Genomic DNA, 19,324 nt, shown 5'->3' with positions numbered 1-19,324 from the left:
GGATATTGTTCGAATGAACCTCGCTGTCCTTCGACATCACCATATCGCGGTTCCACTGAAATTCGATATACCTTATCGCAGATCATTTCGCAAAAAGCGTGGCACCGCCCCGCCTTGCCTATTGAGTATTCCTCGATTTCGGAAAAAATGGCCGCGCGAACCGAAGGAGGAGACACGAGTGCAGGATCAGGGCAACGTGGACCTGCAGGACCAGCCAAGGCGGCACTACCGTGCCTTTGCGATTGCGGTCGGCTGCCTGATGTTCCTTCTCGGGGTGACGGCCCTTGCCGGCTGGCTACTGCAGGTCGAGATTGTCATTTCGCTGGTTCCCGGCTTTCCGTCGATGGCCTTCAACACTGCTCTCTGCTTCGTGCTTTCCGGCGTGGGGCTTGCCGCCTCGACACTGGCGGCCCGCCGTTTTCGCGTAACGGCAACGATCCTGGCGGGGCTTGCGGCAGCGATCGCTGCGGCCCGGCTCGTGGAAATCGTCACCATCGGGCGGGCTTTTCACAATGTCGACATGTCGATCACGCGCTTCCTGGTTCCGCCCGATTTCATCGCCAAGATCGGCGGCGGCATGGGGCCGAACACCGCTTTGGTCTTCCTGATCGCCAATCTTTCGCTGCTGCTCTCGCTCCACATGGAGAAGTCGATAAGCCAAGTGATGCAGGAACTGACGAGCTATGTCGTCATCACGCTCGGCATGATCGCGCTGGCCGGCTATGTCACCGATGCCGAACAGGGCTACCGCTGGGGACCCTACGCGGCGATGGCGCTGCATACGGCGATCGGCATAGTGATCTTCGGCTCGGGGCTTCTCGCCCGCTCCTGGTGGATGCAGCCGACAAACCGGGCGCAGATCCCGCTGTGGATCCCGGCTGCGGTCTGCTTCACTGGCATTCTTGTCGATCTTTATACGCCGCTGGGTGTTGCCAACGGCATTCTCTACGTGCCGCTGGTGTTGACGGCCCTCTGGTTCGGAAACAGAAATGCGCCGCTTTTCTTCGCCTTTGCCTGCACCGTGCTCCTGATGCTCGGCTTCTTCGCCGTCAAGCACAACGAGACGGCGTTCTGGCAGGAAATCGCCAACCGCACTATTACGGCTGCCACGCTTTGGCTGATCGCGATCCTCGTCTTCTATTTCATGCGCAACAACTATAACCTGGAAAGCGAGCGCGTCCGCTTCGGCGCGCTAGTGCGCGGTACTCCTGATGCCGTCGTCGTCATCGACGAGCGTGGAACGGTCAAGAATTTCAATCCGGCGGCTGAAAGCATGTTCGGTTACTCCCCGCAGGAGACGATCGGCAAAAACATCAAGATGCTGATGCCCGAACCCTACCATTCCGAGCACGACGGCTACCTCGCCCATTACCGGCAGACCGGCGAGGAGCGCATCATCGGCACGACCCGCACGGTTTCCGGACGACGCAAGAACGGCATCGTCTTTCCGATCGATGTTTCCATCAGCGCAGTCGTCACCGGCCAAACGAAGACCTTTGTCGGTATCGTGCGCGACATCAGCGAACGCGTCCGCCAGGAAGAACGGATGAAAACGACGCTTTCCCAGCTCGAGGCCTATACGGCCGAGCTCGAGCGCAGCAACCACGACCTCGATGAATTCGCCTATATCGCCTCGCATGATCTCAAGGAACCGCTGCGCGGCCTGCACAACCATTCCCGCTTCCTCCTGGAGGACTATGAAGACAAGCTCGACGAGGACGGCGTGCGCCGGCTGAACCGGCTCGTGCGCCTCAGCCAGCGCATGGAGAAACTCGTCAACGACCTTCTTTATTTCTCCCGGCTCGGGCGGCAGCAACTGGCGGTCAAACGCACCGATATCGGCCTGATCGTCAAGGACGTCGTCGCAACCATGGAGCTGTTGCTGGAGGAGCGGCATGCCAAGGTCATCATCGACGGCCGGCTGCCGGAGGTGGTCTGCGACGCGCCGCGGCTGACCGAAGTCTTCCGCAATCTCATCACCAATGCGATCAAATACAATGACAAGCCGGCGCCGCTCGTCTCGATCGGTTACCTCGATCGGTTCGTCGGCAAGGACGGCACGGTTGCCCGCAACGTGTTTTTCGTTAAGGATAACGGCAAGGGCATTCCGCAGGAATTCCACGAGGATATTTTCCGCATTTTCAAGCGGCTGGAAAAGTCGCAGGATTCCGACGACGGCACCGGAGCAGGCCTTACCTTCGTCCGCAAGATCATCGCGCGGCACAACGGCGATATCTGGCTGGAATCCGAAGTCGGCACCGGCACGACATTTTATTTCACCCTGGGAAAAAAGCGCGAGGGGCAGAATGCAGCAGCGTGACACGCAACCGATCCTGATCGTCGAGGATAGCGAGGACGATTTCGAAGCGACGATGCGCGCCTTCAAACGCACCAACCTGCGCAACTCGATCCGCTGGGCGGCCTCCGGTCAAGAAGCGCTCGACATGCTCGCCTCGATGGTGCCGAAACCTGGACTGATCCTGCTCGATCTCAACATGCCGGGTCTTGACGGCCGCAAGACGCTGGAGGCGATCAAGTCGAACGCCGGTTGGCGCAAGATCCCGGTGGTGATCCTCACGACCTCCGACGACGAGCGCGACATCGATGGCTGCTATGCGCTCGGCGCCAATACCTATGTGCAGAAGCCGGTCGATCTCGACGGGCTCTTCGCCGCGATCCAGCGGCTGAAGGAATACTGGTTCGAAATCGCGATCCTGCCGCTCGAGGACTGACAGATTGGCGGAACACTGCTCCATTCTCATCATCGACGACAACATCGACGATCGCGAGGTCTATCGCCGCATATTGGGCCGCGTTTCCAGCACTGCCTATACCGTCGTGGAGGCGGAGACGGGCGAAGAGGGCCTTTCACTGAACGGACGGAAACGGCCGGACTGCATCCTGCTCGACTATTCGCTGCCGGGTCGCGACGGGCTCGGCGTTCTCGCCGATATCCTGGAGGATGATCCTGCCGCCAACGTCATCATGCTGACCGGCCAGGGCAACGAAACCGTGGCTGTCGAGGTGATGAAGAGCGGAGCGCGCGACTATCTGACAAAGGATTCGCTTTCGCCTGAAACACTGCATCGCTGCATCCAAAACGCCATCATGCACGGCATGCTGGAAGCAAAGCTGGAGCAGAAGCGGCAATCGCTTGAGATCTTCACCCGCGCCATGGCCCATGATCTGAAGGAGCCGCTCCGGACGATCAAATCCTTCAGCCGCATCCTGCACGGTTCTGCCGCGCTTCCGGCCGAAGACCGGGAATTGCTCGATTACGTGCTCAGCGCCGCCGACCATATGGAAGACCTGATCGTCAAGGTCTCGGGTTTCACCAGGCTCGAGGCCTACGGCGGACTGGAGCTCAGGCCGGTCTCGCTCTCTGATGTGCTCGACCAAGTGGAGGACAATCTGCGTCAGCAGACCGAAAGCCGTGGCGCCATCATCATCCGCGGGGCGCTGCCGGAGGTGATGGGCGATGCGACGCTGCTGACCCAGCTTCTGCAGAACCTGGTGTCGAATGCCATCCGCTATTGCGAGCAGAAAGTTCCGGAGATCAGCATCGCAGGCGAAGCGCAGGGCGATATCTGCCGCCTCACCGTGCGTGACAACGGGCCCGGCATCGATCCTGAGCATCGCGAGCTGATCTTCCAGCCGTTCAAGCGCCTCGTCGGCCGCGGCATCGAAGGCACCGGGCTCGGCCTTGCCATCTGCCGCCGCATCGCACAGATGCATGGCGGCTCGATCTGGTGCGAGGCAGAAAACGGGCCGGGCGCCATCTTCATTCTCGAAGTGCCGCTCGCCGAGGCGAGGTCCACGCCGCCTGCCGCATCGGCCATCCCGCACAGCGCCAGGCCGGCGGAGCAGCCAGGCGAAGGTTCGGGCAGGCTGGCCGAAGTGCTGCTGGTGGAAGACAGCCCGGCCGACATCCAGATTCTGAAGATCAAGCTGATGCGGCGGGAGAAGGTGAATTTCAACCTGCATGTCGCCACCAATGGACGCGAGGCAATGCGGCTGCTCGAAGAACGCGCCGCCATCGCCGATGTGCCGCAGATCGACCTGATGCTGCTCGACATCAACATGCCGATCATGGACGGGTTCGAGGTGCTGCATGCGCTTTCAGCCGATGTCCGCCTCAAGCAAATTCCCGTCTGCATTCTCAGCACATCAAGCGACGAGAGCGACATGCGGCGGGCCAGAAATCTCGGCGCGCGCGCCTATATGGTCAAGCCGCCGACCCTGCAGCAACTGGAAGAGGCGCTCGAAGATGTCGAACATTTGGAGTTGTTGCAGCGCGGCGATTCGCTTGCGCTTTGTGCGGAACAAAACTAAGCGATGGTCATTGGCAACGGTATGACCTTCGCAGCTCTCATACTGGCGCTCCTGACGACGCCGCTTCAATCAGGACTGCTCTCGATGGTATCAGGCATACATCACGTCACGGCCGTCACCCGCAAGGTGCAGGCGAACGTGGACTTCTACGCTGGATTTCTCGGCATGCGGCTCGTCAAGCAGACGGCCGGTTACGAGGACACGGCGCAACTTCATCTTTTCTATGGCGATGCTGCAGGGACACCAGGTTCTCTGCTGACCTTCCTCGCCTGGGAAGATGGTGCGCCCGGCCGGGCCGGCTATGGCCAGATCAGCGAAATATCGCTGTCGATAAACCCCGCCAGCATCGGCTACTGGCTGACGCGCGCCATGAGCTTCGGCCTGCGTTCGGAAGGACCGGCCGACGAATTCGGCGAGCCTGTGCTGCGGCTGAAGGACCCCGACAACATCATCCTCAAGCTCGCAGGCGCAAAGAACCTGGTATCGCCGGCCGCCTGGGATGGCGCCTCGATCCCGGTCGAGCATGCCATCCAGCGCGTTCGTGGCGCGACCATGCTGACGGAGAAGCCCGCCGAAAGCCGCAGCTTCATCGAGAGCCATTTCGGTTACCGTTTCCAGGCCAACCGCGGCACGATCGACAGGCTGGTGTCGCAGTCCGGCGACATCATCGACGTGCGCGATGCTCGCGGCTTCTGGTCCGGCGCGCCGGGCACCGGCACGGTCGATCACGTCGCCTTCCGCGCCGCCGACGAGGAGACGCTGCTTTCGGTGCGCAAGGCGCTCGAGGCGACCGACGCGTCACCGACCAACATGCACGACCGCAAATATTTCCGCTCGCTTTATGCCCGCGAGCCTGGCGGCACGCTGGTGGAGCTTGCGACCGACAAACCCGGCATGACCGTGGACGAAGAGCACGCCGCCCTCGGGGGCAAGCTGTTCGCGCCACCCGAAGCCATCACCAATCTCCATGACCTGAAGGTGATGCTGCCGCAATTTTCAATGCCCGGCCAGCCGCGCATCAATTATCGCGAGCTGCCATTCGTCCATCGCTTCTATACGCCCCCCGACCCAGACGGCAGCGTCTTCGTGCTCCTGCACGGATCCGGCGGCAATGAGACGACGCTGATGCCGCTCTTGAACAAGGTGGCGCCGCGGGCAACGCTGCTCGGCGTGCGCGGCCGGGCGACGGAGGAAGGTTTTCCGCGCTGGTACAAGCGCATTACCCCCTTTTCCTTCGACCAGAACGACATCAAGACCGAGGCCGAGGCCTTTGCCGCCTTCATCGAGGGGGCCGTCAAATCCTACGGGCTCGATCCTGATAAGGTCGTCTATGTCGGCTACTCCAATGGCGCCAATCTTTTGAACTCGCTGCTCTATCTGCATCCAAACCTGGTTCATAAGGCGGTGCTGCTGCGCTCCATGCCCGTTCTCAGCGACTATCCGCATGCCGATCTGAAGGGCACAGACCTGCTCGTCATCAGCGGCAAGACGGATGCCTACGGCAAATATGCGAGCGAGTTGGAGGAGAGGCTGAAGAGTTCGGGCGCCACCGTCGATTCCGACGTCATCCCCGGCGGCCACGATCTCGGTGATGCCGATGTGCCGATCATCCAGAAATGGCTGCTGCAGGAAAATCGCTGACGATCGGGCTCGGCTTCACACCTGAACGCGGGATGTCCGGGCAACCATGATGCCGGCAAGCACCACGGCGCCGCCGAGCGCCTGCATCGTCCCGATCGCCTCGTTGAGCAGCGCCCAGGCAAGGATGGCCGCGACCACCGGCTGCAGCAGCAGTGTCAGCGAGGAGAAGGCTGGCGGCAGATAGGCGAGCGCATAGGTGATCGCCACCTGCCCGCCCGCATGGCTGATAAAGGCGAGGCCGAAGACGATCGACCAGCCATAGGCGGTCGCGGGCAGCATGTGACCTTCGTAGAAGAAGCCGACCGGAAAGATGAAGGCGGCAGCCGATGCCGTGCTCCACAACATGATGCGGATGGTATCGAAGCGGCTGCGCAGCCTGCCGATCGCAAGGATGTAGCAGGCATAGAAGAAGGCGGCGATCATCGCGATGCCGTCGCCGCGGAGGTCGCCATTGCCGATGGCTGCCGGTCCGCCCTTCAGGATGACGACGCCTGACAGCGCCAGGACAAGCCCGAACAGGAAGATGCGGCTGATCCTCGCGCTGAAAAAGAGGAAAGCGATCAGCGTAACGAAAACCGGTGCGAGGTTGGCAAGCAGCGTTGCGTTGGCGACCGACGTCATGGTGAGCGAAAGATGCCAGGCGCCGAGGTCGAGCGCCAACATCACGCCTGGCAGGACCAGCATGCCATAGTCGGAAAGGCTTTGCGGCTTCGGCCCCGAATCCTTCTTCATGAGCGAGACGATGACGATCGGGATCAGCGCCAGCGCCACGCGCCAGAAGGCCGTCGCCATCGGGCCGACCTCAGACAGCCTGACGAAGATCGGCGAGCCGCCGATCGCCGCCCCGCCGAGAAGAAGCGACGCAAGGGCGAAACGATTGGAAGGCGGGGCTTCGGAAAGGGTGGAGGCAGCCTGCGACATGATCTCGATATTTGTGGTCGCCCGAATGCCGGGCCGGCGGGATATTACAGCGCCGCGCGTCTTTCCAGACGCGCAAAGGACGCTGTAACACTTAAAATTGCTGCATAATTTTATCCTTAAATCGATTCCGATTTAAGGAATTATGCAGTAGTGGCCGAGTGACTATCAGAAGTCGATCACCGCGGACAGTCGAAGAGCGACATATTGGTGGAGAATCAGGCGGGATGCCTATTCGTCGCGCTCGTCCGTAGCTTTTCGGCGATCTCGCCGGCGACGAAGAAGGCATGCTCGGTCACCTGCGGCAGTCCCATCAGCTCGCCGAAGGTGCCGCGCGCCAGCGGGCCGGAGATCAGCAGCGAAGGGTCTGTCGTTCCCGACGGGCCGATCGCCTCAGAACGCTCGGTGCAGGCAAGCCCGAGGCCGGTGGGATCAAGCGACAGGTGACCGCTTGCCGCGAGTGCGGCGAGCCAGGGCTGGGTTTCGAGAATGCCGCCATGCGCCGGGCCGGTGGTGACGACGACGGCGTCATAGCGCCGCTCCAACGGCTGGCGCTGATGACGCGGCTGCAGGATGCAAAGCATGAACTCGCCTTCGATGCGGGCATCGGCGACCGAGCCGGCCAGGATATCGAGGCGGCCCGAGGCAATCGCCGCGTCGAGCACGGCCTCGACCTGCGGGGCGATACGGAAACGGTGCACGTCCCAATAGGGACGCAGATGGCGCACGAGGCGGCGTCGTTCGGCAACCGGCAGCACGTGCCAGAGATCGTATCCCTGCGCCCGCACCTGGTCGATCACGCCATGCCAGCTTATGCCCTCTTCCTTCGCGGCTTTTATGGCGGCGCGGATCCCTCTCAGCAGCGACACGGCGGAATGGGTCGCATCGGAGACGAAATCGCCGAAGAGCTGCTGCGGCACCGGCGCATGCCCGCGAGACCGCAGACCGCGGCGCGAAATCGCGGTTACCGGACCGTCATGCCCGCGCCCAGCAAGCGAGGCAATGACATCGGCAGCCGTCAGGCCGTTGCCGATGACCAGCACCCGATCATGCGGACGGATCACCTCGAGCGCGCCGGGCTTGGTGGTATCGGCGATGAAACGGGGATGGGCCGCAAGCCGGCTTGCAAGCCGGCCGGGGGCTACGGGCGGCGGATGGCTGGTGGCGATCGCGACAATATCGGCCTCCGTCACGCCGCCTCTGTCGTCGAGGATCGACCAGCGGCCGGCACCGCGCTCGACCCCAGTCACTGCGGCGCGGCAATGACGCACGGCACCGTCTTCCAGCAGCGGCTTCAGCAGCGAGGCGACATAATCGCCGAACAGCCGGCGCCGGGGGAAGAGCAGGCCCTCGGGCTGCTTGGCCTCAGGGTCGTCGGCGACGGCGTTGCGGGCTTCGATCCAGGCCTGGAATTCCCCCAGGTCGTCGGGCTGCAGGCTCATCTTGGCGGCAGGAACATTGATGCGGTGGGCCGGATCGGCAGTGTCATAGGCAAGGCCGTGGCCGAGCTCGGCGCGCGGCTCGAAGACCACGATGGCAGGGCGCTCGCCGCAGTTGGCTCTCGCGAGATGATAGGCGACGCCGGCGCCAGAGACACCGCCGCCGATGATGGCGACGACGGGCTGTTCAGACGTCGGGAGAGGCTTGGGCTGCATGGTGGCCGGGATCATTGCTTTCGATGCCCGAGCATAGAAGCGGGGCAATGGTCACGCAATCCTCCTCCCCAGTTGTCTATAATTATTATGTAGATTTAGCCCGATATCGTCGTCGAGAACTCTGGATCGCCGCGGATGGTGTTGCTCACCGTGCAGATCTCGTCTTCGGCGGCATGGGCGATTTTCTGCCGGGTTTCCTCATCGATATCGCCCTTGATGGAAAAGGCGATGTTGAACTTGGCGACGCGCGAAAGGCCTTCCGCCGCCTTCTCGCCGGTGACCTCGGCAGTGATCTCGCTGATCTTGTCGAGAATGCCCATCTGGCTGGCGGCGATGCGGGCGCTGAGCACCAGGCAGGCCGAGAGCGAGGAATAGAGCAGATCGAGCGGATTAAAACCCTGCTGTGACGGCGCGGTGACGATGTCGATTTCGCCCTTGGTGGCGGAAGTGACGTGCGGGAAACCGGTACGGCCGAGAACGGCGGTAGCGCCGGTCGGGCGGGGACGAGCCTTGAGATCGGCCATGTTGAAATCCTCTTGCGAATATCCTGCAGATGGTGATTTCCGCCCAGCGCGGCAATGGCAATGGCCCGCCCATCGGATTCGGAACCTTTCCATCCCTCATCAGTTGAATACACCTGAACGAAATCAGTGACAAAGGTGGATTGCGATGCCTGATGTCCGCAGCGTGGATAACCAGAGCCGGCGGATGGATGCTCGCGATCGGCTGATCGTTGCACTCTATGCGCAGCTGAAGGCCGAGCGGGAGACGCGCGAAACGCTGGAATGGGCGATCCGAAACGGCGCGATCTCGCGGGAGGTGCTGGAAGCCATCGCTGCCGATCCGGTTCCTGTCGTCACCAGCGAGGATATCGCATCGCTGGAGAAGATCATTGCGCTCGACGAACGGCGCAAACCACATCGGAAGTAGCCGACGACATCCCGCACCCTATTTAGTTGAGAAGAGGAGATCCGAGATGGCCGATATCACCTATCAGGTCGTGCCGCATGACAATGGCTGGGCCTATAAGCTCGGCGACACACTTTCGGAAACCTATGCGACAGCGGATGAAGCAATTGTCCATGCCAAGGACGCTGCATCGAGGCAGAAGATCGGCGATGGCGATGCGCTGCTCGCCTATCCCGCGCCTGATGGCGGCTGGGAAGTCCTGCCAATCGACACCGACAAGAGCGGCAGCCGGCTCTGATTGGCTGCGGAGGATGGAATGGCCGCTCGGGCAAGCTGGAAAGGTCATCTCAAGGTGGGCGACCTTGCCTGTGCCGTCGGGCTCTATACCGCTGTTTCCTCCTCCGACCGTGTCTCTTTCAATATCATCAACCGCAGGACCGGCCACCGGGTAGAACGGCAATTCGTCGACAGCGAGACCGGCAAACCGGTCGAGCGGGGCGACCAGGTCAAGGGCTATCAGATGGAGAATGGCGATTACATCGTCATCGAGGGCGACGAGATCGCCGAAATCATGCCGGAAAGCGACAAGGTCCTCAATATCAAGGCTTTCATCGCCTATGACGATATCGACAAGCTTTATTTCGACCGCCCTTACTATCTCGCGCCCGTCGACGAACACGACGAGGAGGCACTGTCGCTGATCGCTAGGGGCATGCGTGACGGCAAGGTCGCGGCGCTGGCCGAAGCCGTGCTTTTCCGGCGCAACCGGACGCTGCTGATCCGTCCGCATGACGACTACATCGTCGCGACGATGCTGAATTTCGACTACGAGGTGCGCTCGGCCGATACCGTCTTCAAAGACATTCCAGACGTCAAGTTCGATAAGGAGATGCTCGAACTCGCAGGCCATATCCTGGAGACCAAGCGTGGCAGCTTCGAACCAAGCGATTACGAAGATCGCTACGAGGCTGCCCTCGTCGAACTGGTAAAGGCGAAAATCGAGGGCCGGGCACCACCGAAGAAGAAACAGCCGCCGGAACGCAAGGTCGTCGACCTGATGGAAGCGCTGCGCCAGAGTGCCAAGATGAGCGGCAAAGCGCCAGCAAAGAAGGCCCCGGCGAAGAAGAAGGCGCCGGCGCGCAGCGACGGCCGCAGCAAGAAGGCAAGCTGAGATGGCCTCGCCCCTTGGCGGGCGATAGGCAATCTCAGGCGCACCCGACCTCGTCGCGAATGCATCAGCTTGTCGTGCCGGCGAAGCCGCTGGACCTGAAGCGCGTCAAAGTGGATTCCCGCGGTGCGTTTTAAGTCTTTGATTTATATATTGCTGGCCGCTTTTTCATTGGCGCGACTTCTGGCCGCCTTCCGCGGCCAGGCTCTTTTTCAGCGCATCCATGATATTGATGACATTGCCCGTCGATTTAACGGGTGCAGGTTTTTTCGCGGGCGCGGCCTTTTTCAGGCTCTTCTGCTTGCCGCGGAGCATCGACTTCAGGCGTTTCTGGATTGGGTCCTGCACCATGGTGGGGCTCCAATCCTTCGTCTCTTCCTTCACAAGTTGCGTCATCAGCGTCAGCAGCTTGCTGTCGATCTCGGTCTTGTCGTCGAGTTCAGCCACGGGTTCACGCACCTCGTCGCCATAGCGCAGGGTCCAGAGAACGATGCCTTTGCCTTGCGGCTCCAACAGCACGGCACGCTCACGACGGTAAAGGACAAGCCGGGCGATGCCGACCACGTCATTCGCCTTCATCGCCTCGCGGATGACGCAAAAGGCTTCCACCCCGACCTTGTCCTCGGGCGCCAGAAAATGCGGTTTGTCGTACCAGATCCAATCGATCGATCCGCGCGGCACGAAACTGTCGATCTCGATGGTGCGGGTGCTTTCGAGCCCGACTTCCTCGATCTCCTCGTCTTCGAGAAGAACATAGTCGTCCTCGCCGTGCGGATAGGCCTTCACCTGGTCCCGCTCGGCCACCAGTTTATGGGTGACGCTGTCGAGATAGCGGCTTTCGACGCGGTTCTTCGTCTGGCGATTGAGGACATGGAAACGGACCTTGTTGCTTTCGGTCGTCGCCGGCGTCAGCGAGACGGCGGCGGTGACGAGCGAGAGCTTGAGATAACCTTTCCAGAATGTCTGACGTGCCATGTCTGTCCTGTCTCCCGGACACGGTTGGGCATGGCAATCAACGGCGGCTTCGGTCTTTGGTTCCGGCAATTGAAGACTTCGTTGATCTGATGCGGTCAGTGATTTCCATTTCATGGATCGGCTGCCAACGGTGCCGAGCATTGCGGGCGGAGAGGCCAGAGCCACTCTCTCCTTGCCACCGCCATTTTCCTCTTCAATAATGAAAGCCCCAAGACGTCAGGATATCGGTAATCTGAATGTTGCGACCCTTCGCCAACCTTGTCATCGTCCTCGCATTGAATTTCCTTTTCATTGTCAGCAATGCTGGCCCATCCTTCGCACAGGAATGCCCCGACCCTGCAAAGGTGTCGAATGCGCTGGCTCAACAAAAGCCGGCAAACAAGAGATATGATCGCGCTCTTCCCAGCTACCGCGACAAATCGGCCCGATACAATCTGGCTCTTGTCGGCGATTCACTCATCGAGCTCTGGCAGCCTTGGATCAAGGACAGCTTTCCCACGCGCCCGGTGATGAACCTCGGGGTCGCTGGGGATACCACGCAAAATGCACTGTACCGCCTCGATGGTCTAAACCTTCCGGATTTCCATCCCGCCGATGTCGTCGTGCTTATCGGCACGAACAACCTGGGTGCGAAAACTGCGCCATCCGCCGTGGCAGCTGGTGTCGTCGCTGTTGTCAGCAAGGTTCGCGCTCTTTGGCCAGGCGCCCATATTTATGCGTTATCCATACCGCCTCGGGGCAAGCGCTATGCCTTCTACGAGGATGTGCGAATTCCGGCCAACCAGCTTGTCGCATCGTCATTGGCTGCAATGCCGGGTGTCACGTTTGTTCAAATGAACGATGATATGTTGCGGTGCGGTAAGCCAAGCGATAAAGAATGTTCCAACTACAAGCCTGACCATCTTCATTTTAATGAAGGGGCATACAAGCTGATCACGAGCTTCCTCGCCGCAGCGGGTCTACAGCTTTGATTTTTGCCGCTCAGGTGGTTACCAAAACGCAAGGCGGAATGTCATGAGCACCTCATTTGACAGCTACCAACCGATTGGCCTGCAAAGACATAGACCCAGAGCTCGCGCGCAATATCGCATTCGGCGTGAAACCTTCGTGCGGATCGTCCTCTCGGCAATATTTTATATTTCCCTCTGGAGAGCGACCGGCATGTGGTATGGGCTGCCGGCCGACTTCCAGGAGGGCGTCGGCAAAGACCCCATGCCGATGCGACTGTTGCTGATGTCGCTCGTTCCACTCATTGGCCTCTACTGCATCCTGGAGCCCAGGCGCATCTTCGAATTGATTCGCAGCGCCTCGCCGCTGGTCGGCATAGTCTGCTTATGCGTCTTTCTCTCGATTGCTTTTTCCGTCAGCGTCGGAGCCTCGCTCCGAGCCCTCGTCGCCGTCGCATTGCTGACAGCTGGACCCATTCTTTACCGAGCCCGTTACGGAGCCGTTGACACATTTGAAAGCCTGGCGAAGTTTGCGATTGCAACGGCTTTCATCAATATTCTTTACACAGCAGCCTTTCCGCGGTTCGCGGTGATGAGAGGCAGTTATGCCGGGATGGTGAAAGGGGCATTTTACCACAAAAACATGCTCGGCCAGTTCTCGGCAACAAACTTCATCTTGCTACTGCCGGCCCTGCCGATGTGGCGTCTGCGCTACTATGATCTCCTGAGATGGGCGGCAATGCTGCTCTACCTCGTGCTCATCGTGCTGGCGAAATCATCGACGGCGATCATCCTGCTTTCGATCGGAATAGCCGTATACTACGGAATGAGCTGGATTCAGCGCTTTCCAGGCCGGATCTTCAGATCCTTCGTCGTTCTTCTTGCATTCGCCCTGCTGGGCTTTGTCGTCTCCGTCGCATTGATGGGTGTGGCACAGGCGATTGCCGAGTCATTCGGGAAAGACCTTACGCTCAGCGGACGTACGAATGTTTGGGAACAGTTGCTGCCGCTGATCTTCGAGCGGCCCCTTACCGGCTGGGGATTTGCCTTGTTCCGACAGCCCGAAATCATGGAGCAATATGTTCGCCTTACCTGGGACGCTCAATCCACCCACAACACCTATATCGAACTTGCGCTGAACATGGGCATACCCGCCACCATCATCTGGACGTCGTTCGTGGTGGTGCGGCTCGTGGGGAAGATGACCTCGTCACCCCTCAATCAAGCGCTCGCCATCACCAAGAGGAAGGAGGTTGTCATTATCCTCCTGATCCTGATCGGCGCGTTCACCGAAGCCGGAATGATGCTGGCCCCCTTCATCCTATGGCCCCATACCGTGATCGCACTGACGAGCCTCGGCCCGGAGTTCCTGTCCCGCTTCCGCAAACCGACCCAGGCAGGCGCGCAACATGCATCAGGCTAAAAAGATGAGTTCAAATAATCGTAGACTGGTCGGCCTCGATGGAATTCGCGGCCTGGCGGCTATTTGTGTGGCAATGCATCACACCGAAGGGTTTGTCGGATTTGATGCAGCACCTGCTGCCTACCTCGCCGTCGACCTGTTTTTTTGTCTGAGCGGCTTCGTGATCGGCCACGCCTATGAGAGGAAACTCATTCAGGAGTCTACGCTCTCTGCCAATGATTTCGCCATCAAGCGTCTCATCCGCTTGTATCCCCTCTATCTGCTCGGTTTGTTGCTCGGCGTACTCGCATATGCAGGTATGTCGCTCAGCAGAAATCAGCAAATGGATCCCATGCTGTTTGCCACCTCGTTGCTTGCCTCGATGTTCTTCCTGCCGGCGATCGGTGGAACATCGCTGAAGGCGCCGAACTTGTTCCCCTTCAACGGTCCGTCATGGTCCCTGTTCCTGGAGATCGTGATCAACCTCGCCTACGGCTATGCGGCGAGAATGCTGTCCAGCGGCGTGCTCGCACTCATCCTGCTGGCGTCATGGGTTTGGCTGGCGGCGCAAACGCTGGCCCATGGAAGCGCCGACCTGATCCCACTCGACGGCGCTTTGCTCTCCGGTTTTCCCCGCGTTCTCTTTTCCTTCACCCTCGGCATCTTGATGTACCGCTACCGTGAGCGGCTTTCCCCTTCAGGCATCGGAAAAGCAGCAGCAGTGGCTGTCATCGTCGTCGCGACTGCACTTCTCGTTTTCCAGGCGCCCGCCGCCTTGGTTGGCATTAAGGACCTGATTGTCATCACTGCTCTATTTCCGATCGCCGTGCTTGTCCTTTACACAGCCAACTTCGATGGCGTGCTGCGACAGCCGCTTCTTATTGCGGGAGAGGCGTCTTACGCGCTCTATGCAATTCATGTTCCGCTGCTCGGCTTGCTATTGGGAGCATTGAAAGCCGCTGGCCTGGGGCAACCGCCGGCTTGGGCGATCTTTGCCATCGTTCTTCCATTGATCGTCCTATTGGCCATCATCGTCACCCGCCTCTACGATGAACCGGTGCGCAAAGCGCTCAGCGCCGGAAAGGCCATGAGACTTCGCTGGCGTCGATCCTGATTTTGGCGCGATCCGGGTTCTCGGTCGCACCGCTTAAATCGAGAGATAGCGCTTCTGCCAAAGCAGCCTATGTTCTTGCCATGCGCGCGGCGTGAAGTCGTCATAGGCAGTCTCAGCGATCGCCAGCATCCAGTTCTGCGCCTTGCGGGCAAGCAAGACGCATGACAATTCCATGCCAGGCTCAACCGTAATGGAAGGCCGATTGGCACCTGGGATGTCGATCCCCTTGTCACGCCACTGGATGCGGATTTCGTCGGGCTCGGATGTCCATTCGCCGGAGGCAACGGAAGCCTTGCCGTCAGGCTTCAAGCGAAGCGGCGGCGGGGTGATATTCAGAAAGCTGCCATCGTTGCGATAGTTGCCATCGATATCACCCGCAGTCGCCTTGCCGTTTCCCTTGAGAACCATGTCCTGTTCGCACCGCAGGAATATGTTGCGCCGAAAGCTCCCGGACCACGGTCGATTGGCGAAGAACGCGATGTCGCATTGGCTGATGACGTTGTCGTGGATATCGATGTCTTTGCGAAATGCCAGTTCCTGATCCGAAAAGCCGCTCAGGCTGACGCCACGATTGGTGTTCTCGATCCAGTTGTCATAAACGTGATGCCCGGCGTGGTCGGCCTTGTCGGCGATGCCGTAGCCGAAGGAATAATCATTCATCCTGCCATCGCGCATGATGTTGCTGCGCACCACGGCGTCATCCCCAATCGACGAAAAGGAGAAATTCTTGCCGCCGATGAAATTGTATTCGACCAGGTATTTGCGAGTTCTGTCGCAGACCAGCGCGCCCTTGTTCGATGCGCTCGCCGGCGTCTGCAGGAAGAGATTGCCGCGGATCACGATATCGGAGCTGATATTGTCGTCGCTGTTTTGATAGGCGAACTGGCAGCAGTCTGCTCCCTCGCCCGGCGCCGCGCCGATGCGATTATTCTCCAGCAACACGTGCGTCGTCTTTGTCAGGTAGATGCCGTCGCCGTTTACATTCTCCGTTTCACAGCGCCTGACGGTGAGATTCTTGCCATTGTGAAATTTGAAGCCTCGAGGAGAATTCTTGACGATAACGTCTTCGATCACCGTATCGGAAAACACCTGATAGCCGACGCCGACATCGGGCGCACCATCGATGACCTGTCCGCGTGTAGACGCGCCGTGAACTTTCTTTCGCAGGATGGCGGTCATTGCATTTCCTTCGATACCGGTGCCGCGGGGAATTAAGCAGAGGGCATGTGGCGGATGTTTGAATATGTGGATATTCAGCTTGTAAACCGCCCATCTTGCAAAAACGACAGTGTCTCGCTCCACATCGTCTTGTTGACGGGTAAGAAAGTGTGGTTTGCCGGAATGACGATATGCGCCGACGCGCCGTCGAGACGGGTGCTCTCCACCGAAACCTTTCCATCATTCGGAACCCTGAGGCCGATGATAAGGGAAGAGACCGGGTCGATGGTCCGATTCCCGGCGATGATGCCAAGTTCATAATCGACAGTGCCAAACAGCTCCGTCATCGCGGTTTGATCGGTAATTAGCTGCTGTCCTGCCGGTCCATAGACCTTCCTGAACAAGGGCCAGTTCCTGAGGAAATCGGCAATCTGACTGCCGCTATTCGGCGTTCCGACCATCACAACTCTCCCCAGGTTGGCTGGGCGATAGTTCCTGAGAAAAGCGCGGACAATCAGCCCGCCCATCGAATAACCGACGAAATGGACCCGGCCGTCGCCTGCCTCCTTCGCAGCGCCGTCGATCTCAGGTCGGATGATGTCGACGAGGTCGCTGATCGAAAACTTGGTGGAGGGGTAACCGACGTTCACAACCCGATACCCGTGGGCCGACAGGAAGCCGGCGAGCTTCGCCATGCTTTTCTTCGTCCGGGCAATTCCGTGAAACAGGAGAACTGTGTCGTTCATCAGTATCCGCTCAACGGGCTGCTATCGATGAGGCGCCTATCCTTCTAGCTCTCACGGTGAAGCTTGTCACGACAGCCGGCGTTCTCGAATAGCGGCGCGCTTGATGCGGCGTCCCGCTAGTGATCTAGTGGATGCTGAAATGAAGGTGAACTTCAGCAGTCCTTCTGATGAATGTTCGACCGCTCCTGTGCTAGCCTCCTATGCGCGTCTTAAAGACGCCGGCGCTGTAGAGAAAGAAATGCGTGTACGTGACGACCAGTATCCGACATATCGCTAAGCTTGCAGGAACGTCAGTCTCTTCGGTCTCGCGCGTGCTCAACAACAGCGGTTATGCCTCGCCTGAGCTCAGAGATCGCGTCGAGGCGGCTATCCGAACACTGAACTACACGCCCAGCAAGGGTGCCCGTATGCTGCGCGGTGCACCAAGCCGGATGATCGGACTGATGTTGCCGTCGATCGAGGTGCCTTTCTTCGGCATCCTCGCCCATGCGATCGAACAGGAACTGTTTCAGCACGGCTATCAGACGCTGATCTGCAGCACGGCGGAAAGTATGGACCATGAGGTGCGCTATATCTCGATGCTGCTCGCTCAGCGCGTCGACGGCGTCATCGTGGCAAGCGCCTTCGGCAGCATCGAGCATTTCGGGGTGCTGCGGGACGCTGGCATTCCAATCATCGCCATTGACCGCGAGCTGAGCGGCATTGCCGACGATGCTGTCATGGCCGATCACGAGGAGGGCGGACGGCTGATGGCGCGCCATCTGATGGGCCTCGGCCACCGGGCAATCGCCATCGTCGGCGCGCCGGCCCACAGTCAGCCGATCCAGCTTCGCCTTCAGGGCATCACGGCGGAGATGGCGAAAGATGCGATCGCGCCTGCCACCGTGGCGATGGCGGAAGAGCACAGCTTTGCAGAGACCTACCGGCTGGCGCGGGAATTGCTGGCCTCTCGACCTGAGGTCACCGCGATCATCGGCACGACCGACGTTTCGGCGATTGCCGCCATCCATGCCATCCAGGATCGCGGATTTTCCGTTCCGAACGACTATTCGGTCGTAGGCTTCGACGACCTGCCGGAGGCAGCCTACGTCTTTCCACGGCTGACAACGGTCGCGCAGCCGATCCGCGATGTCGGACAGCAGGCAGCACGGCTGCTGGAAGCGCTGATCGAAGAGCACCAAACAGGGTACGAATCTCGGCAAGGCGCGATCGTAAAAGTGCCGGTCACCCTGATCGAGCGCGATTCCACCGGCACTGTTCGCAGGACGCGGCCAAGCTAGGGTCGGACGATGACCTTGATCTCGCCTGGCAATGGCGCGTTGCCCACCACGTCGGCGACCTCCTCGAGACCGATGGTTTTGGTGACCAATGCATCCAGTTCCAACGCCCCGCTCGCGACCATTGACGCAGCGCGCGAATGGGTGAAGGGATTGAGGTAGGCGGGCCTGATATCGACTTCGTTTACCAGCAGATCGAAGGGCAGAACCGGCACCTCGACACCTGCCGGCGTCACCCCGAAAAGCACGAAGATGCCACCGCGCCGCGCCATTTTCAGACCGCTTTGCAGCGTGTCGCTGACGCCGGCGCACTCGATGACCACGTCTGCGCCGCCTTTGGTGACCTCCCGAACAGAAGCGATTGTATCCGAAGCGGCCGGTTCGAAGGCGTGCGTGGCTCCCAGGCGCAAAGCGGTTTGGCGTCTCGATTGCTGTCGCGTAATCAAAACGATCTCGCCTCCCCCAGCCAGGCGGGCCAGTTGTACCATGAGCAGACCGATCACGCCCCCGCCGAGGATCGCAACGCTGTCGCCCGGACGGATCCTTGCCTTGTCGATGGCGTGGATGCAGCAGGCCAGCGGTTCACTGAAGGCGCCGTGAACAGGATCGAGGTCGGCCGGCAGGACGAAGGCCTGGGCGTGCGGCACCACCACATATTCGGCAAAGCCGCCATCTCGTGTGACACCGATGGCGGTCAAGCTCTCGCACAAGTTCGGCCGCGCCTGCCTGCAGGCCCGACAGGTGCCGCACGAGATATTCGGGTCGACCGTCACCAACTCGCCGCCGGTAAACCGTGTCACCCCATCGCCGATCTCTTCGACGATGCCGGAGAATTCGTGCCCCAGCGTCACCGGGATCGCTGTCGGATATTCGCCCTTATACATGTGGCGATCGGAACCGCAGATGCCGGCCACCGCAACCCGGACAAGCAGCTCGCCCGGCCCGGCAACCGGCTTCTCGACGCTGCGCATGGTCAAAGACCCGATCGACTCCAAGCGTACAGCCCTCATTTCACTCCTCCAAAACTCAAGTGATTGTGCTGATGACACGTCCGCCCACTGGCATCGACCATCCCGGGCACG

Annotated in this window: 18 protein-coding genes; 11 read left to right on the top strand and 7 right to left on the bottom strand. The window is 60.1% G+C overall.

What is annotated here, in order from left to right:
* Positions 1–13 precede the first annotated feature (13 nt).
* Genes N1937_RS01540 through N1937_RS01525 form a run of 4 tightly spaced genes read left to right on the top strand, consistent with a single transcriptional unit; the run spans position 14 to position 5,973 of the window.
* Entirely contained in the window at positions 14–2,320 is a 2,307-nt protein-coding gene (locus N1937_RS01540) for a sensor histidine kinase (RefSeq protein WP_260057282.1), read from the top strand.
* Entirely contained in the window at positions 2,307–2,732 is a 426-nt protein-coding gene (locus N1937_RS01535; RefSeq protein WP_017966997.1) for a response regulator, read from the top strand. The genes N1937_RS01540 and N1937_RS01535 overlap by 14 nt, the downstream gene beginning before the upstream one ends.
* 4 nt (positions 2,733–2,736) lie before the next feature.
* A complete protein-coding gene (locus N1937_RS01530; protein ID WP_170256297.1) occupies positions 2,737–4,332 on the top strand; it encodes a response regulator in 1,596 nt (531 codons plus the stop codon).
* Between the two features lie 21 nt (positions 4,333–4,353).
* Positions 4,354–5,973: a VOC family protein gene (locus N1937_RS01525; RefSeq protein WP_170256298.1), complete on the top strand. Its 1,620-nt coding sequence runs from the start codon at positions 4,354–4,356 to the stop codon at positions 5,971–5,973.
* 15 nt (positions 5,974–5,988) lie between these two features.
* On the opposite strand, the gene N1937_RS01520 is transcribed toward N1937_RS01525, so the two are convergent.
* From N1937_RS01520 to N1937_RS01510, 3 genes are all read right to left on the bottom strand, one after another.
* Positions 5,989–6,894, bottom strand: a complete 906-nt coding sequence (locus tag N1937_RS01520) for a DMT family transporter (protein ID WP_260057281.1) — start codon at positions 6,892–6,894, stop codon at positions 5,989–5,991.
* A gap of 215 nt (positions 6,895–7,109) precedes the next feature.
* Entirely contained in the window at positions 7,110–8,561 is a 1,452-nt protein-coding gene (locus tag N1937_RS01515) for an FAD/NAD(P)-binding protein (RefSeq protein WP_260057280.1), read from the bottom strand.
* A gap of 80 nt (positions 8,562–8,641) precedes the next feature.
* On the bottom strand, positions 8,642–9,070 hold the full coding sequence (locus tag N1937_RS01510) for an OsmC family protein (RefSeq protein WP_170256300.1): 429 nt from the start codon (positions 9,068–9,070) through the stop codon (positions 8,642–8,644).
* Between the two features lie 145 nt (positions 9,071–9,215).
* Between N1937_RS01510 and N1937_RS01505 the strand changes: the two genes are divergently transcribed.
* The 3 genes from N1937_RS01505 to ku (N1937_RS01495) are packed head-to-tail and all read left to right on the top strand — an operon-like array spanning position 9,216 to position 10,626.
* Positions 9,216–9,476: a hypothetical protein gene (locus tag N1937_RS01505; protein ID WP_260057279.1), complete on the top strand. Its 261-nt coding sequence runs from the start codon at positions 9,216–9,218 to the stop codon at positions 9,474–9,476.
* A 46-nt stretch (positions 9,477–9,522) separates the two neighbouring features.
* Complete coding sequence (locus N1937_RS01500) at positions 9,523–9,753, top strand: DUF2188 domain-containing protein (protein ID WP_162117845.1); 231 nt, start codon at positions 9,523–9,525, stop codon at positions 9,751–9,753.
* A gap of 18 nt (positions 9,754–9,771) precedes the next feature.
* Entirely contained in the window at positions 9,772–10,626 is an 855-nt protein-coding gene (gene ku / locus N1937_RS01495) for a non-homologous end joining protein Ku (RefSeq protein WP_260057278.1), read from the top strand.
* A 165-nt stretch (positions 10,627–10,791) separates the two neighbouring features.
* On the opposite strand, the gene ku (N1937_RS01490) is transcribed toward ku (N1937_RS01495), so the two are convergent.
* Positions 10,792–11,598, bottom strand: coding sequence for a non-homologous end joining protein Ku (ku, locus tag N1937_RS01490; protein ID WP_260057277.1), 807 nt, complete (start codon positions 11,596–11,598; stop codon positions 10,792–10,794).
* A 236-nt stretch (positions 11,599–11,834) separates the two neighbouring features.
* On the opposite strand from ku (N1937_RS01490), the gene N1937_RS01485 reads away from it, so the two are divergent.
* From N1937_RS01485 to N1937_RS01475, 3 genes are all read left to right on the top strand, one after another.
* Positions 11,835–12,569, top strand: coding sequence for a GDSL-type esterase/lipase family protein (locus N1937_RS01485; RefSeq protein ID WP_260057276.1), 735 nt, complete (start codon positions 11,835–11,837; stop codon positions 12,567–12,569).
* Between the two features lie 43 nt (positions 12,570–12,612).
* Positions 12,613–13,968, top strand: a complete 1,356-nt coding sequence (locus N1937_RS01480; protein WP_017966986.1) for an O-antigen ligase family protein — start codon at positions 12,613–12,615, stop codon at positions 13,966–13,968.
* 67 nt (positions 13,969–14,035) lie between these two features.
* Entirely contained in the window at positions 14,036–15,061 is a 1,026-nt protein-coding gene (locus N1937_RS01475) for an acyltransferase family protein (RefSeq protein ID WP_311202850.1), read from the top strand.
* Positions 15,062–15,094: 33 nt separating this feature from the next.
* On the opposite strand, the gene N1937_RS01470 is transcribed toward N1937_RS01475, so the two are convergent.
* Together N1937_RS01470 and N1937_RS01465 are read right to left on the bottom strand one after the other, a co-directional pair.
* Positions 15,095–16,240, bottom strand: coding sequence for a right-handed parallel beta-helix repeat-containing protein (locus N1937_RS01470; RefSeq protein ID WP_170256305.1), 1,146 nt, complete (start codon positions 16,238–16,240; stop codon positions 15,095–15,097).
* Positions 16,241–16,314: 74 nt separating this feature from the next.
* On the bottom strand, positions 16,315–16,965 hold the full coding sequence (locus N1937_RS01465) for an esterase/lipase family protein (RefSeq protein WP_260057275.1): 651 nt from the start codon (positions 16,963–16,965) through the stop codon (positions 16,315–16,317).
* A 248-nt stretch (positions 16,966–17,213) separates the two neighbouring features.
* Here N1937_RS01465 and N1937_RS01460 point away from each other — a divergent pair, with 248 nt between their 5' ends.
* Positions 17,214–18,245, top strand: a complete 1,032-nt coding sequence (locus N1937_RS01460) for a LacI family DNA-binding transcriptional regulator (protein ID WP_260057274.1) — start codon at positions 17,214–17,216, stop codon at positions 18,243–18,245.
* Here the strand turns inward: N1937_RS01460 and N1937_RS01455 are convergent.
* A complete protein-coding gene (locus N1937_RS01455; RefSeq protein WP_260057273.1) occupies positions 18,242–19,252 on the bottom strand; it encodes a zinc-dependent alcohol dehydrogenase family protein in 1,011 nt (336 codons plus the stop codon). The genes N1937_RS01460 and N1937_RS01455 overlap by 4 nt on opposite strands.
* Between the last annotated feature and the right edge of the window lie 72 nt (positions 19,253–19,324).

The organism is Rhizobium sp. WSM4643 (assembly GCF_025152745.1).
Taxonomy (GTDB): Bacteria; Pseudomonadota; Alphaproteobacteria; order Rhizobiales; family Rhizobiaceae; genus Rhizobium; species Rhizobium leguminosarum_I.
This window is presented reverse-complemented; position numbering and strand designations above follow the sequence as displayed.

Coding starts and splice junctions, on each gene's coding strand:
- N1937_RS01540 (WP_260057282.1), top strand. CDS start 14: ATGAACCTCGCTGTCCTTCGACATCACCATATCGCGGTTCCACTGAAA.
- N1937_RS01535 (WP_017966997.1), top strand. CDS start 2,307: ATGCAGCAGCGTGACACGCAACCGATCCTGATCGTCGAGGATAGCGAG.
- N1937_RS01525 (WP_170256298.1), top strand. CDS start 4,354: ATGACCTTCGCAGCTCTCATACTGGCGCTCCTGACGACGCCGCTTCAA.
- N1937_RS01520 (WP_260057281.1), bottom strand. CDS start 6,894: ATGTCGCAGGCTGCCTCCACCCTTTCCGAAGCCCCGCCTTCCAATCGT.
- N1937_RS01515 (WP_260057280.1), bottom strand. CDS start 8,561: ATGATCCCGGCCACCATGCAGCCCAAGCCTCTCCCGACGTCTGAACAG.
- N1937_RS01510 (WP_170256300.1), bottom strand. CDS start 9,070: ATGGCCGATCTCAAGGCTCGTCCCCGCCCGACCGGCGCTACCGCCGTT.
- N1937_RS01505 (WP_260057279.1), top strand. CDS start 9,216: ATGCCTGATGTCCGCAGCGTGGATAACCAGAGCCGGCGGATGGATGCT.
- N1937_RS01500 (WP_162117845.1), top strand. CDS start 9,523: ATGGCCGATATCACCTATCAGGTCGTGCCGCATGACAATGGCTGGGCC.
- ku (WP_260057278.1), top strand. CDS start 9,772: ATGGCCGCTCGGGCAAGCTGGAAAGGTCATCTCAAGGTGGGCGACCTT.
- ku (WP_260057277.1), bottom strand. CDS start 11,598: ATGGCACGTCAGACATTCTGGAAAGGTTATCTCAAGCTCTCGCTCGTC.
- N1937_RS01485 (WP_260057276.1), top strand. CDS start 11,835: ATGTTGCGACCCTTCGCCAACCTTGTCATCGTCCTCGCATTGAATTTC.
- N1937_RS01480 (WP_017966986.1), top strand. CDS start 12,613: ATGAGCACCTCATTTGACAGCTACCAACCGATTGGCCTGCAAAGACAT.
- N1937_RS01470 (WP_170256305.1), bottom strand. CDS start 16,240: ATGACCGCCATCCTGCGAAAGAAAGTTCACGGCGCGTCTACACGCGGA.
- N1937_RS01465 (WP_260057275.1), bottom strand. CDS start 16,965: ATGAACGACACAGTTCTCCTGTTTCACGGAATTGCCCGGACGAAGAAA.
- N1937_RS01455 (WP_260057273.1), bottom strand. CDS start 19,252: ATGAGGGCTGTACGCTTGGAGTCGATCGGGTCTTTGACCATGCGCAGC.